General features: G+C 64.7%; 12 protein-coding genes. 3 read left to right on the forward strand and 9 right to left on the reverse strand.

The features are described from left to right. Positions 1-94: 94 nt before the first annotated feature. The 7 genes from recJ to NY78_RS05305 all read right to left on the reverse strand — a co-directional run bounded on the left by recJ (position 95) and on the right by NY78_RS05305 (position 6900). A complete protein-coding gene (recJ, locus tag NY78_RS05275) occupies positions 95-1801 on the reverse strand; it encodes a single-stranded-DNA-specific exonuclease RecJ (protein ID WP_043632654.1) in 1707 nt (568 codons plus the stop codon). Between the two features lie 353 nt (positions 1802-2154). Beyond that, positions 2155-3057 carry a tetratricopeptide repeat protein gene (locus NY78_RS05280; protein WP_043632657.1) on the reverse strand — a complete coding sequence of 301 codons (903 nt, stop codon included), beginning with the start codon at positions 3055-3057 and terminating at the stop codon, positions 2155-2157. A 108-nt stretch (positions 3058-3165) separates the two neighbouring features. Continuing rightward, entirely contained in the window at positions 3166-3798 is a 633-nt protein-coding gene (gmk, locus tag NY78_RS05285; protein WP_043632660.1) for a guanylate kinase, read from the reverse strand. Then, entirely contained in the window at positions 3788-4048 is a 261-nt protein-coding gene (locus NY78_RS05290) for a DUF370 domain-containing protein (RefSeq protein WP_043632663.1), read from the reverse strand. The genes gmk and NY78_RS05290 overlap by 11 nt, the downstream gene beginning before the upstream one ends. Before the next feature lie 100 nt (positions 4049-4148). Beyond that, a complete protein-coding gene (locus tag NY78_RS05295) occupies positions 4149-5030 on the reverse strand; it encodes a YicC/YloC family endoribonuclease (RefSeq protein WP_043632666.1) in 882 nt (293 codons plus the stop codon). Continuing rightward, positions 5015-5596 (reverse strand): DUF4416 family protein, encoded by a 582-nt coding sequence (locus NY78_RS05300; RefSeq protein WP_043632670.1) that lies wholly within the window; start codon positions 5594-5596, stop codon positions 5015-5017. Before NY78_RS05300 ends, NY78_RS05295 begins: the two co-directional genes overlap by 16 nt. Then, the gene (locus NY78_RS05305; protein WP_047960045.1) at positions 5593-6900 is read right to left on the reverse strand and encodes a MiaB/RimO family radical SAM methylthiotransferase; all 1308 of its coding nucleotides are present in this window, start codon (positions 6898-6900) and stop codon (positions 5593-5595) included. The genes NY78_RS05300 and NY78_RS05305 overlap by 4 nt, the downstream gene beginning before the upstream one ends. A 104-nt stretch (positions 6901-7004) precedes the next feature. On the opposite strand from NY78_RS05305, the gene NY78_RS25205 reads away from it, so the two are divergent. From NY78_RS25205 to NY78_RS05315, 3 genes are all read left to right on the forward strand, one after another. Beyond that, complete coding sequence (locus tag NY78_RS25205; RefSeq protein WP_197084209.1) at positions 7005-7163, forward strand: hypothetical protein; 159 nt, start codon at positions 7005-7007, stop codon at positions 7161-7163. 148 nt (positions 7164-7311) lie between these two features. Continuing rightward, positions 7312-8040 carry an EAL domain-containing protein gene (locus NY78_RS05310; RefSeq protein WP_043632676.1) on the forward strand — a complete coding sequence of 243 codons (729 nt, stop codon included), beginning with the start codon at positions 7312-7314 and terminating at the stop codon, positions 8038-8040. A gap of 343 nt (positions 8041-8383) precedes the next feature. Beyond that, positions 8384-8788 (forward strand): MucR family transcriptional regulator, encoded by a 405-nt coding sequence (locus NY78_RS05315; protein ID WP_043632679.1) that lies wholly within the window; start codon positions 8384-8386, stop codon positions 8786-8788. A 134-nt stretch (positions 8789-8922) separates the two neighbouring features. Here NY78_RS05315 and NY78_RS05320 read toward each other — a convergent pair whose 3' ends face one another. Both NY78_RS05320 and NY78_RS05325 read right to left on the reverse strand, forming a co-directional pair. Continuing rightward, the gene (locus NY78_RS05320; RefSeq protein ID WP_043632682.1) at positions 8923-11268 is read right to left on the reverse strand and encodes a glycosyltransferase family 39 protein; all 2346 of its coding nucleotides are present in this window, start codon (positions 11266-11268) and stop codon (positions 8923-8925) included. Positions 11269-11484: 216 nt separating this feature from the next. Continuing rightward, positions 11485-13245 carry an NAD+ synthase gene (locus NY78_RS05325; RefSeq protein ID WP_043632685.1) on the reverse strand — a complete coding sequence of 587 codons (1761 nt, stop codon included), beginning with the start codon at positions 13243-13245 and terminating at the stop codon, positions 11485-11487. Between the last annotated feature and the right edge of the window lie 188 nt (positions 13246-13433).

Raw genomic sequence — 13433 nt, forward strand, 5'->3', positions numbered from 1 at the left:
ATCCGTACTGCCGGAAAGCTTGGCACGCCTCAGGCCGGGGCAGCGTGAACGCAGCGTGAAGCGGCCGAGGTGCGAAGAGCAGGCCGGCGAGGCCTCAGGCGTCCTGGCCGCCCAGGTCGCGCAGGCGAAGTTCAATCTCCGGAACACCGGAAAAATAGGTGATTTTGGGCGAGTAGGCCACCCGCACGGTGGTCCCGGCCGTTTCCTGCCCAATCTCCCGGGCCATGCGCCAGGCCTTGCCCTTGAGCGTCACCCCGGCCGCCACGTCGCGCAGGGCCAGGGCCACATGGTTTTCCCCGAAGACCCGGCGGGATTGCACCTGGACCGGCGGCGAGGCGAAGACCGGCTCGGGATTGCCGCAGCCGAAAGGTTCGAGCAGCCCCAGCTCCCGGATCAGCGTGGCGGTGACTTCGCCAAAGGACAGTTCCCCGTCCAGGCGCAGCGACGGCTGGGGCGCGGCATGGCCCAGGGCGCAGGCTGCGGCCGCGTCGAAGCGTTCGGTCACCAGCGGCAGGTTGTCCGGAACCAGGGACAGGCCGGCAGCCTGCTTGTGTCCGCCGAAGGCGTGCAGGCTGTCGGCAATTTCCTCCAGCAGACCGTGCAGATCACATTCGGGAATGGAACGGCCGGACCCTTTGAGCAGGCCCTTGACCGGATCGGCCGTGAGAATCAATGTCGGCCGATAGCGCCGCTCGGCCACCCGCGAGGCCACGATGCCGATGACGCCCTGGTGCCAGTGAGGGGCAAACAGGGTGAGGCCAAACCGGCCCGGCGCAGCTTCGGCCTGGGCCATGGCCTCGGCCAGGATGGCGTCCTCCTCGGCCCGGCGGCGGGTATTCTCGGCGTCGAGATCAGCGGCCAGGGGCCGGGCGGCGTCCAGGTCCGGGGCCAGCAGCAGGTCCAGGGCGGCGTCGGGCCGGCCCATGCGGCCGGCGGCGTTGATGCGCGGGGCCAACCCGAAGGTCACCTGGGACGCGCCCAGGCTGGCTTTGGGATTGTGCCCGCTGACTTCCTTTAAGGCATGGATGCCCGGACGACGGGCTTCGCCCAGAAGGAGCAGGCCGTTTTTGGCCAGAATGCGATTGGGGCCGCGAAGCGGCACGACATCGGCCAGGGTGCCCATGGCCACCAGATCGAGCAGGCGGCGCACGTCGCTCGGTTCGCCCGGGAGCAGGCGATTGAGCGCCGCCGCCAGGAAGAAAGCCACGCCCACCCCGGCCAGATCGGTCCCCGGCCCGTCGGCCAGTTTGGGATCAACCACGGCGTCGGCCGGCGGCAGTTCGGGGCCGGGCAGGTGATGGTCGGTGACGATGACGCAAAGGCCCAGTTCCTTGGCCCGGGCCACCTCGGCCACCGAGGTGATGCCGCAGTCCACGGTGACGAGCACCTCGGCCCCGGCCGCAGCCAGTTCCTCGATGCCGGCAATGTTGAGCCCATAGCCTTCCTCGGCCCGCACCGGCAGCCGCCACAACGGGGTGAAGCCGTGTTCGCGCAGAAAATCCAGCAGCAAGGCCGTGCCGGTGATGCCGTCCACGTCGTAATCGCCCCAGATGGCCACGGTCCGGCCCTGGGTGAGCTTTTGGGCCAACAGGGCCGCCGCCGCATCCAGGCCGGGGATCTCGCCCGGATGCATGAGGTGGCGGAGTCCCGGCGAGAGGTAGCGGTCCATGGTTTCGGCGGTGGTCAGTCCCCGGTTGGCGAGCAGGGCCGCGATGGCCGGGGAGATGCCCAGGGTATCGGCCAGGGCGGCGGCTTGGGCCAGCGGCGGCCCGTCTTGGGGGAAAATCCATTTTTTGCGCACAAAGGCCTCCAGGGAGAACCGGGCAGGCCCGGCGACGGGGCAGGATGCCCCGGGGGGGGCGGCAAAGCAAGCCCTGCCCCGCACGTCCGGCCGGACAATTCCTCGCCCGGCTTAGGCCGGGCGGCACAAGGCATCAGACGTGTTTGCAGCGGGCGTCGGCAGATGGCTTGAATCGCAAGGCGTGGTCATAATCCTCAAGGCCTCAGAGGCGGTTGCAGCGGGCGTCGGCAGAGCGGGGGCGGCTGGCGGCAGTGTCGCGTTCACAGAAAACACAGCTGTTTTTTGTGAACAAGCATCAGACGCCAAACGTGTTGCGGCTTGGTCGGCCAGAAGGGAAACGACCGAACGCAGTCCTAGAGGGTGTCGTCGCGGGCGACCAGATCTGGCGTCTCGGCGGCGGCGGCGGCCGCAGCGTCCTCGGTCGGAGAGGCATCCGGGGACTGGGAGGCGGCTGGCAGGTCGGCCTTGGCCAGCCCCTTGGACGTGAGAAATTCGGCAAATTTCCTGGCCTCAGGCTGATCGGGATTGAGCTCCAGGGCTTTTTGCAGATAGTCCATGGCCTGGGCATACTCTTTCTTGTCGAAATGGGCCCGGGCGATGTTGAACATGAGGTTGTCGTCGCGAATCGCCAGGGCCTCGGCCCGGGTGTAGTATTCCAGGGCCTGATCAGTCATCTTGTTCTTGCGCAGATTGATGCCGAATTCATTAAACAGGTGCTTGTGGTCCTTTTCAAAGGCGGCATCAAGACGCACCAGCCGCTGGAAGATGTCGTCGGCCTTATTGGCTTCGCCCCGTTCCAGGTAGGTCAGTCCCAGACCGAAATTGGCCCGGATGTTGTCTTCGTCCACCGCCAGGGCCTGGCCGAATTCCAACTCGGCGCTGAAGGATTCGCCCTTTTCCCGGTGGCGCTCGCCCTTTTGGATGACCATGTTGAGTTCACGCAGTCGCGGATAGACCGTGGAGACGTAGAATTCCGGCTCCGGGGAAAACTTTTCCAGCAACTCGTCCAAGGTGATCTTGCGCTTCGGCCCGGAGGGGACGTAATTTTTGTTGAGTGGCTGGATTTCCAGAACGTGCGCGTCGTCTTCCTCCACAAACCAGTACATTTTTTGGATGGTGCGGCGGGTGGTGGTGCCGGTGCCGACCTTTTGGATGGCCTGGGTGGAGAAGATGCCCTTGATGCGCTCCCGGGGCTTGCCTGCTTGGGCAGGATTGCCAGGGGAACTGGTCGGGGCGTCGTGATTGTTTTGGCTCATGGCTTCCGGGCGGTTTTATAACCTGTTTCGGCCGAATTACCAGGGAAAGGGGAATGCGGTCAACGGCCCGTGCCAGCACCGATCATCGCAGCAGTACACGCCTTGGGGCTAGATTGCGGCCTCCCACTGGGACAGCAGGTCGCGCAGAAAGTCGGGATGGCAGCGCGGCCGACGCCGTTGGGCGATGTAGATGGCCCGCAGGTCGTCATAGGCGACGTCGAGTGCGGCATTTTCCACCCAGTAATCGAAAAGGGGCGCGTCGGCCAGTTCGGCCTGGGCCGCGGCCAGCCGTCGGGCCACCACCTCCGGGGAATCCGTGCCCCGTCCCGACAGGCGACGGAGGAGTTCGGCCCGCGAAGGCGGCAAAATGAAGATATAGGCCCCGTCCCGGCCAAGGCTCTGGCGCAGTTGGGCCGCGCCCTGGACATCCACGTCAAAAAGCACGTCGCGTCCCTCGGCCAGGGCGCTGTGCACCGGCTCAAGCGGCGTGCCGTAAAAATTGCCGTGGACCTCGGCCCATTCGGCCAGTTTGCCGGCCTCACGCCAGGCGAGAAAGTCCTCACGGGACAGGAAGTGGTAATCAATGCCCGGCCGCTCGCCCGGCCGCGGGGCGCGGGTGGTGGCCGACACCGAAAAGGAGATGGCCGGAAATTCGGCGCACAACTTCTTGATCAGGGTGGATTTGCCGGCTCCGGACGGGGCGCAGATGACCAGAAACATTCCCAAACGTCTAGCCGGCATGGTCTTCCTCCTGAGCTTCGAATCGGGCCCCCAGGGTCTCGGCCTGGATGCCCGACAAAATGATGTGATTGGAATCCGTGATGATAATTGCGCGGGTTTTGCGGCCCTGGGTGGCGTCGATGAGCCGTTTGTCGGTCCGCGCCTCTTCACGCAGGCGGCGCATGGGCGAGGAGGCCGGGTTGACGATGGCTGTGACCCGGGCGGTGGCCACGAAGTTGCCAAAACCAATATTGAGAAGGCCGGAGGCCATGCGTCACCTTGCCCTTGGCTGACGGATAAAACGGAGCGGGCGCGCCGGACGCGCCCGCATAAGCATACAGAAAACCGGACCGATGAAAAGGCTGAACGGGCTATTCGAGGTTTTGCACCTGTTCCCGGCATTTTTCGAGCTCGGCCTTGAAATCCACCACCAGCCGGCTGATGTCGAGATTTTGGGCCTTGTTGCCGCAGGTGTTGATCTCGCGGAAGGCCTCCTGGATGAGGAAATCGAGCTTCTTGCCGATTTCGCCGCCTTCGCGAAGGAGTCCCTCAAGCCGGGCGATGTGGCCGCACAGACGGGTCATTTCTTCGGAAACATCGAGCTTGTCGGCCAGGATGGCGGTCTCCTGCAGCAGCCGGTCCTGGGTCGGCTCGTGGCCGACCTTTTCGAGCAAGGCGGTGATGCGGGTGACCAGCTGCTCGGTGCGCTCGGCCACAATGGCCGGCGCGCCGGCCTCGATGGCGGCCTGCCAATCCTTGAGCCGGGCCAGCCGCGTCAGCAGGTCCGTGGCCAGGGCGCGGCCTTCGCGGGACCGGGCGTCGTTGAAATCGACCAGGGCCAGACGCAGTCCTTCGGCCAGGGTGGCGAAGAGATCGGGATCGGGGTCCACGGCGTCTTCCTGCCAGAGATGGGAAATGGCCAGCATCCGGTTGAGGTCCGGGGTGTAGGGCAGGCCGCGTTCGGCGGCAAAGGCGGTCAGTTCGCTCAGCATGGCCCCGGCCAGGCCGGTGTTCAGGGTGGCCTTCCACATATCCACCCGCTTGGGGGAAAATTCCAGATGGATTTCCAGGCGTCCCCGGGCCACGGCTTCGCGCACCACGCGCTCCAGGGCTGCTTCGCTGGGGCGCAAAAACAGCGGCAGACGCCATTTGAGGTCGAGAAAACGGCTGTTGACGGCGCGCACTTCCCAGACCTGGGTGAAGGCGTCGGACTCAAGGCGGCTTTTGCCGTATCCGGTCATGCTTTTGGGCATGGAAGCTCCTTTTTCGGGGACAGGGTGCGGACGGCGCGTTCACGCAGATCCCGGCGATAGCGGCAGCGGATGTCGGTTAAACGCGCCAGCATGTCCGGCGCGGCATAGTCGGGAAACGTCCAGGGCAGGGTTTGCCAGGAGCCGGCCTGAAAGACAAGGGTCAAGTCGCCGAAGATGCCGTCCCCGAGATAGATGCGGTGGGTGAAGTTCTTGCCTGTGGCCAAGACGAAGCGTTCGCAGGTGAGCAGCCCCGGGTCGAGATTGACCCGACGGCGGCCGTCCGGGCGGCCGAGGCGGTCTTCGAGGACGTTGGTGGCCTGCTTGGCCGGTCCGAGCACAGCCTGGGACACCAACTCCGTAAAGCAGAACAGGCGGCGCACCAGCGGCACGCCCAGTTCATCATTATAATAGGCCGTATGGACGAACGGCATGGCCGGGTAGGCAATTTCCACCGGGCCGAAGCGGTCGGCCAGGCCGGCCAGGACTGCCGGCCAGCATTGGTTAAGCTCGGAGGAGAGGACCGAGACGACCAGCTTGGCCGGCAGCGGCTCGTGGGGACGGCTCATGCCACGGCCCCGGCAAGCGGCACAACGGTCAGGCAGTCCCCGTCGATGCCGACCGGCCGCGCCGCGACCAGGGAGCCAAGGGGCGCGTCGGGCGCAACGGCAAAGCGGCAATCCACGTACGCCTCGCAGGTGCCGGCCGCCGGGGCGCTGCGTTCCAAGGCCACCGTCAGCTGCGCCTGCCCGGCCAGCGTTTCCAGAAAAGCGGCGCTCTTGGCCGTGGCCAGGGCACGAAGAGCCTGGGCTCGTTCGATCTTGACTTCCTTGGCCACCTGACCGGCCATGGCGGCGGCCGGCGTGCCGGGACGCCGGGAATAGGGGAAGACGTGGGCGTAGGTGATGGGCAGGACGGCCAGGAATGCGGCGGTGGCGGCATAGGCGGCGTCGGATTCGCCGGGAAAACCGGTGAGCATATCCAGCCCGAGGGCCAGGTATTTCCATTTCACACGTATCTTGTCCACAAAAGAGGACACGGCAGCGGCATCGCCCGGCCGGCGGCGCATGGCCGTCAGGATGCCGGGATCGGCGCTTTGCAGGGATATGTGCAGATGGGGGCAGACATGGCGGCTTTCGGTCAGGACCTCCACGCCTTCCTGGGTCAGCATGGCCGGGTCGAGAGAACCCAGGCGCAACCGGAAACAATTGCCGTGGCTGGCGGCGAGATCCTTTTCCAGGGCGGCCACAAGCTGCCAGAAGGTCAGGGGCGGGGACAGGTCCGGGCCGAAATGGCCGAGGTTGATGCCGGTCAGCCCCAGTTCCTGGTGGCCGGCGGTCAGCAACCGTCGGGCTTCGTCCACAATGTCCGGGTAGGGCCGGGAAATCGAAGCGCCCCGGGCGCTGGGGACGATGCAGTAGGAGCAGCCGTGGGAGCAGCCGTCCTGAATTTTGAGCAAGGCTCTGGCCCGGTCGTAGTCGGTGACGGCCAGGGCGGGGAAGAGGCCGGCCGGCCGCAGGGCGGCTGAGGCGGCCTGGGCCGGGGAGCGGGCCAGGAGACCCTTGTCCGGGACCGGGACAGCTGTCAGGCCGGCAAAGGCGCGGGGACTCACGGCTGCGGCGCAGCCGGTGACCACCACCCTGGCGCCCGGGCGGGCCTGCCGGACAAGGGTGCGGGTCAGGCGGCGGCTTTCGGCTTCGGCCCGGGCAGTCACGGCACAGGACAAAAGGACGATCAAATCGGCCTCGGCGGCGGTCGCCGCCGGGGCGTATCCTGCGGCGGCAAAGGCTTCGGCCAGGGCCCTGGCCTCGTACTGGTTGACCTTGCAGCCCAAGGTCACCAGCCAGAAACGATGGATGTCGGATTGCGGCATGGAGGCGGCATACCAAAGGGTGGGCAGGAGGTCTACGGGAGCTGATTCGGAACGCTGGTTGCTAGGAGTCCTGGCAGGGGAAAAAATTGCCTTGGGAGGCGGACGTGCACAAGCGCATCATTGTATTTTTCGACATTCTGGCGCTGATGGGATTCGGGGCCTACATGGCCTTGACCATCTGGCGGCTGCCCGAGGAATTGCGTGGTCGCCTGCTGACCACGTCGTTGTCTTTGTTGGCCCGACTGACCACAGGCACGGGCTGAGTTGTCCTGTTTTGAGGACTTTTGAGCGGCACAGTCCGAGCATATCCTGGAAACGGGACTCGTCTGGTTCTTTATCTCCCTAAAAAAACAAGCGAATTGACTTGGACTGGTTCTTGAAAAGGATGCTCCATTCAATTGGATGGAGCATATGGCGAATACCTTTTCTCAGACCCAGACGGGCTGCCCGGTCAGCAAGGCCCCTGCCGCCAGCGCAATTGTCGGACAGGGGATAATCTATTTCCGGGCCTTGGTGGACCTCGGCAACGGCGGCGTGGCCGGCATCGAGGCCGCCCGGGACAGACGGGCTGCGACTGAGAGCATGCCGTGCCGGCCGGTGGCGGCCACCGGCCGCAGCTTGGCTCAGGGAAGCGATGCCCTGGGAGCCTGGGGCAGCGAAGTCCGGGAGCCGGCCGCCTATTTGGTTCGGGGTGGTCTTGGCAGCTCGGCTGCCGGCCTTGGGGCTGCGGTTGGGGTCAACGCCGGCCGTGTCATCATCATGTATGACGTTGCCGCGCTGCTGGCCGACCCGGCTCGGGCCATCGACACCCTGGTTGCCGCCAAGTGCGGCGGAGCCCGGGTGCTCCTCGACAACTTCGATATGGACACCCCGCCTGCCCGATTCATGGAAATGCTCCCGGCCGATATTTTGCGAGTCGACCCCAGGCAGATGCCCTGGCATTGGGATGACGCCAAACGTCAGGAGGCCATGGCCTCACTGGTGCATTTTGCCGGGAATCTCCTGATGGACGTTGCAGTGGAGGGTGTACACAGCATTGGGCACAGACGGGAACTCAAGCAACTCGGTGTACGTTACGGACAAGGCGGCTGGCGTCGCGATACTTCCGGTCTCGTTCCTGACCCCAATATCTTGGTATAGTGCTTCACATTTCCCCTATCCGTTTTGTTGATGGGGGTGCGGCCTGGTGAAAGGATCTCGTTGCCCTCGGGTCCTTTCGCCAGGTTGCCTTTATAGTGCCCAGGAAAATGTTTGCGGAGTCATTCTCTACGCCTTGTCGCCGTCTTTTTTTGTATACCTCCGTTTGGGTATTCCTATTTGCAGTCTTAAACGGTGCCTGTTTTTCGTTGAATATTTATCGTGTTGGCTGCGGGCCAAAAATTATAGAAAAATATAGTTCTTGCGCAGGTACGCTGGCCGATGTAATATTTGAAGTGATTGTGTGTCTTGTCTTATGAGGCCACAAAGCAAGCGAGGAGTATCCATGGATGATTTTTTGAGAGAAGCGCTGGAAATCGTCAAAGCGCAGGCAAGTGTCCGCAATATGACCGAGGCTGAAATTACCTCCATGGTGCGTCGGTTGGCGGATGATATTCGCGGCATCGTTGCCTCAGGTTCGGCTGCGCCTGTTGCCGATGAACCGGCGTCCGCTCCGGCTGTTGATCCCAAAAAGGCCGTGCGCGAGCGCAGCATCATCTGCCTTGAGTCGGGCAAGTCGTTTAAGATCCTGACCAAGAAGCATCTTTCCAAGTTCGGCCTGACCCCCGAAACCTATCGGGAGAAGTGGGGCTACGCCAAGAAGATGCCTCTGGTTTGCAAGGAGTTGCAGCGTGAACGCCGCAAGAAGATGAAGGAAATGAAGCTCTGGGAGAAGCGCATTAAAAAATAATGCGCCCTGAAGCTGGTTGAACGGAAAAGCCCGGACAGATTTCCTGTCCGGGCTTTTTGCGTTGTGCGACGGGGAGCCTCGACTGGCTGGGGCTTGGTTTAGGCCGATGCCGGCCCAGCCCCCGGCGTTTCGAACTACTTGGCCGGTTCCTTTGCCGGGGAGTCGTCGCCCGAGGGCGGCACGGCGTCCGCAGCGGAGTCGAGGGCCAGACGTCTGTAGCGGACGGCCAGGGGACGGGCGTCGGTCGGCGAAAAGGCATGCGCTCCGCGATTGGCCTGGGTCCAGGCCAGGGTCACCACGTTTTCTCCGGGCTTGGCGGCAAAGGTGATTTCGCCGCTCCCCGGCCCGGTGGCCAGATCAATAGCGGCGACGGCCACGCCGTTGACCGACACCGTGCCGCGCTGGCCGGGCAGCGGGCTGTCTGCGGCATAGCGCAGGATGACGGGACCGGCATGGTCCCTGGCAAAGGTCAGGGTGGAGACGTCATAGCCCCAGCGAAAGACTCCCCCGGCCTCGTCCGGCATGGGAACGTCCAGGCCGTGTTCGGCAACGCGCAGCGTGCGGCTGTGCAGGCGATTGTCCTCAGGGACGACATAGGCCTGGACCGAGGCCAGCCGGACCTGCTCCAGCGGATTGTCGATCCGGTTGGCCCGGTCGCCGGAAACATAGGGCCGCAGGCGCACATCCATGGTTGTAAACGGGACTTTGGCTGTTGTTTGCAGAAACAGCGGGCCAGTCACCTCCTGCCCCGCAAGAGCGGCGAGACTGGCATAGGGGGCATGGTCAAAGCGCACGTCAATGCCCAGCCGGTTGCCCGGGCGGTGCATCCGGGCGTCGACCACCAGATAGACCGGACCAGGGGGAAAGGGCGAGGGCGAAACAAAGCGGAGGGTGATTTCGCCCTCCTGGCCGGTCAGGGCCGGGCACATCCAGAACTGGTCCTGGTCGGCAAAGAAACGGATGCGGCGCAGGGAATGGACGTGGCGCAAAAAGGTGTGGGGCGGCAGGCCCAGCGTGCCGGCGTAGGGCGTGCTCGGACTCCAGTCGATCTGTCCGGTGCGCAGGATCAGGGCTCTATACAGCGGCATGTTGCCCGATGGGCCGGCAAAAGGCGGCGGCAGGGGGGCGTCGCGGACAAAGGCAAACGCGGGCTCCGGGGTCACGTGGGCGAGCATCTTGGAGAAAAAGAACAGGTTCACCTGCTTCTGCTCCGGGGTTACGGCATAGTCGGCCAGGCTCCCGGCCGGGGTCGCGGCCCGCATATACCAGTCTACAGCTCCGGCCGCAAAATTATCGTCAAAGATGACAAACGATTGGCTGTCGGTGTTGGCAGCCAGGATATGGGCGATACGCTTGTAGCGTTCCTGGTTGTCGTGCCAGGCGTCGCAGACGGCGGCGTCGGGATGGTAGAAGGCCCGGCCGTCGCGTAGCACGAACACGCCGCCAAGAACAGCCAACAGGACCAGGACGCTCCAATTGCTGCGAAGCGCCCGGGGCAGGAGATGGGTGCATGCCGCGGCCAGACAGGCAAACAGGAGCGGCAGGGCGTAGCTGAGGTGTACCGGGGTGAAGTGGCCGGTGTAGCGGATGGCCAGGAGCAGGAGCGGGAAGGCAGTGGTAAGCAGCAGGCAGCACAAGGCCCGGCCGGGGTTGGCGCGCCACAGCCGGAGAAGTCCCAGGGACATGGCGGCCGCCGGCAACAGCCACAGCCGCTGTCCGTCAAAATAGCCGAAGTTGAAAAACTGCAGCAGTTGGAACGTCAGCTTGGACGTCGTGACGCCAAGGTCCCCGGAGGCCTGGATGAAGGCACTGGCGTAGGACTGGGTGTGCAGCCATTTGACGCTGGCCAGAAAGGCCAGGGAGGGCAAGGCCGTGACCACGCTGCCGACGGCGAACAGCAGGATGTCGCGCACCGGGGTGACGCCCAGTCGCGTCAGCCGGGCCGCCACAAGACATAACCCCTGGCAGGCCATGATGACCAGACCCACGTAGTGCATGGCCACAATGGGGAAATTGACCGCCACAAGCCGCAGGACATCCCGGCGCGTTGGCGTTGCAATAAGCCTGAAAAGCAGGAGAAAGCCCAGACAGCAGAAGATCTGGATCAGGGCGTAGGGGCGGACCTGTCGGGAGATCCAGATATGCAGGGGGTTCACGCTGGCCAAGGCCATGGCGGTCGTGGCCATAAGCCGGGAACCGGCCGCCGTGCCCGAACCGAGCCGGGCGGCCACCAGGCCGATCAGCGGAATGCTGGCAATGCCGGCCAGGGCTGAGGGCAGGCGCACAAAGGCGTCGTTGGCCCAGATCCATTGCAGCAGGTGATTGAACCAGTAATAGAGCGGCGGATGGATTTCCACCCGCCAACTCAGATCGGTGAGGTAGGCGAGGGAGTTGGCGGCATGGACCGTGACGAGCATCTCGTCGAACCACTGGGACTGGGCGCCAAGGCCCCACAGACGCAGCCCGGCCGCCGTGGCCATAATGACGGCCCAGAGGAGCCAGTCGGCCTTGGTGCACTGTTGCGGGACAAGTTTGCGCCAGGAACGTCTTCCGGGGGAAGCGGCATGTGGAGGGACGACAGACACGGCCCAAGGGTAGCGTTTTCCGCGCCTGGCCGCAATGGAGCGCCCGGGGGCACAATACGTCCGTTAGAGTCCGGGCATGGCGGGAGCACAGGCCGCGTGCTCCCGCCACGCTTAGGGCTTTTTGTCCGCCTCGCCAGGGCCGCGCTTCGGGGCATAGCGGTTGACGATGGGCAGACGCCAGTCCTTGCCAAAGGCGCGCGGCGTGATCTTCGGCCCCGGCGGACTTTGGCGGCGCTTGTATTCGTTGCGGTCCACCAGCCGCGTCACCCGGTCGACCACGGCCGCGTCCAGGCCGCGCTCCACCATGGTTGTCGGCGACAGGCCAAGCTCCACATAGGCCCTGAGCACCGGATCGAGGACGTCGTATTCCGGCAGCGAATCCGAATCCTTCTGGTTGGGCCGCAGTTCCGCCGTGGGCGGTTTGACCAGCACGCGCTCGGGAATGAGATCCAGGCCGGCCTGTTCGTTGCGCCAGCGGCAGACGGCATAGACCAGGGTCTTGGGCACGTCTTTTATGACCGCATAGCCGCCGGCCGTGTCGCCGTAGAGGGTGGAATAGCCGACGCCCACCTCGGACTTGTTGCCCGTGGTCAGGACGAGGCGGCCGAATTTGTTGGAAAGGGCCATTAAAAGCGTGCCCCGGATGCGCGGTTGCAGGTTCTCCTCGGTGACGTCAAAGGGGCGGTCGCCGAAAAGCGGGGCCAGGGCCTGGAGAAAGGCCTGGAAAATCGGTTCGATGACCACGGTTTTGCACTCGATGCCGAGCCGCGCGGCCAGGGCCTCGGCGTCTTCCAGGCTGTCGTCGGAGGAAAACCGGGTGGGCATGGCCACGCCCAGCACATTGTGCGGCCCCAGGGCGTCAGCGGCGATAACCGCGGTCAGGGACGAATCAATGCCGCCGGACAGTCCCAGGGTGACGCCGGTAAAACCGGATTTGCGCACATAGTCCCGGGTGGCGACGACCAGGGCACGGTAGACTTCCTCAAGCGGCCCGAGGCAGGGGGCGATGGCCGGTTCGGCCAGTCGGGGGCGGGGTACAGCCGGCAGATCCGGCAGGAACACCCGGGCCGGACAACCGGCCGGGACCGGTTCCCATTTGCGGCAGCGCGGGTCCAGGAGGCGTTGCCGGGTGGGCTGGTCGATGTCGAGGTCGCAAACGAGCAGGTCTTCCGTAAATTGCGGCCCCCGGGCCAGAAGGACGCCGTCCGGGCCGAAGACCAGACTTTGGCCGTCAAAAACCAGCTCGTCCTGGCCGCCCACGAGATTGGCGTAGGCCACAAAGGCCCCGTTGTCCGCCGCCCGGGTGGCCAGCATGCGTTGGCGCGAAACCCCTTTGTCCATATGGTAGGGCGAGGCTGAAATGTTGATGAGCAGCCGCGCTCCGCCATGTTTGGCCTGTTCCGTGGGCGGACCGTCGGGATACCAGATGTCCTCGCAAACGCTCACCCCGAAGACGAGGCCGGCCCGGTCGTAGACCGTGGTCCCCCGGCCCGTGGCAAAATAGCGGTTCTCATCGAACACGCCGTAATTAGGCAGGAAGCGTTTGGCCGAAACCCCGGCCAGGGTCCCGTCATGGGCGGTGACGGCGGCATTGACCAGATCGCCGTCGAGCCAGGGACAGCCGAAAATGACGGTCGTGCCCCGGCTGGCCCGGACGATGTCCTGGGCGGCGGCCATGCAGGCGGCCACGAAATCGGGCTTGAGGAGCAGATCTTCCGGTGGGTAGCCTGAGACGGCCATTTCCGGGAAAACGATGATATCGGCCCCGGCGGCTTTGGCCGCATCGAGTTGGGCGAGGATGGCGGCGGCATTGCCGCCGACGTCGCCCACAGTGGGGTTGATCTGGCTAAGGGCCAAGCGCAACGTGGCCATTTCCGGCCTCCTTGTCAGGCAAGTTCCGGGAATCCTTAGCCCGTCTTGGCCCGGCCGGCAACCGCTCAGGCCCTCCCCGTCTCCCGTTGCCGCCAGGGGGCGCCAGGTTATGCCCTGCCCCCCTTGGTCCCGGACCCAACCTGTGTTACGGTTACAGGAAAATCAGGTTTCACGTCCGTAGCGGCAGT

This window comes from Desulfovibrio sp. TomC (assembly GCF_000801335.2).
Lineage (GTDB): Bacteria > Desulfobacterota > Desulfovibrionia > Desulfovibrionales > Desulfovibrionaceae > Solidesulfovibrio.

What these genes read in the sequence shown, in the direction of transcription:
- NY78_RS05280 (WP_043632657.1), bottom strand. Translation starts at nt 3,057, where the DNA reads ATGAGCCAAAACAATCACGACGCCCCGACCAGTTCCCCTGGCAATCCT.
- gmk (WP_043632660.1), bottom strand. Translation starts at nt 3,798, where the DNA reads ATGCCGGCTAGACGTTTGGGAATGTTTCTGGTCATCTGCGCCCCGTCC.
- NY78_RS05290 (WP_043632663.1), bottom strand. Translation starts at nt 4,048, where the DNA reads ATGGCCTCCGGCCTTCTCAATATTGGTTTTGGCAACTTCGTGGCCACC.
- NY78_RS05295 (WP_043632666.1), bottom strand. Translation starts at nt 5,030, where the DNA reads ATGCCCAAAAGCATGACCGGATACGGCAAAAGCCGCCTTGAGTCCGAC.
- NY78_RS05300 (WP_043632670.1), bottom strand. Translation starts at nt 5,596, where the DNA reads ATGAGCCGTCCCCACGAGCCGCTGCCGGCCAAGCTGGTCGTCTCGGTC.
- NY78_RS05305 (WP_047960045.1), bottom strand. Translation starts at nt 6,900, where the DNA reads ATGCCGCAATCCGACATCCATCGTTTCTGGCTGGTGACCTTGGGCTGC.
- NY78_RS05310 (WP_043632676.1), top strand. Translation starts at nt 7,312, where the DNA reads ATGGCGAATACCTTTTCTCAGACCCAGACGGGCTGCCCGGTCAGCAAG.
- NY78_RS05315 (WP_043632679.1), top strand. Translation starts at nt 8,384, where the DNA reads ATGGATGATTTTTTGAGAGAAGCGCTGGAAATCGTCAAAGCGCAGGCA.
- NY78_RS05320 (WP_043632682.1), bottom strand. Translation starts at nt 11,268, where the DNA reads ATGGCCACGGCGGCCGGGCTGCGTCTGTGGGGCCTTGGCGCCCAGTCC.
- NY78_RS05325 (WP_043632685.1), bottom strand. Translation starts at nt 13,245, where the DNA reads ATGGCCACGTTGCGCTTGGCCCTTAGCCAGATCAACCCCACTGTGGGC.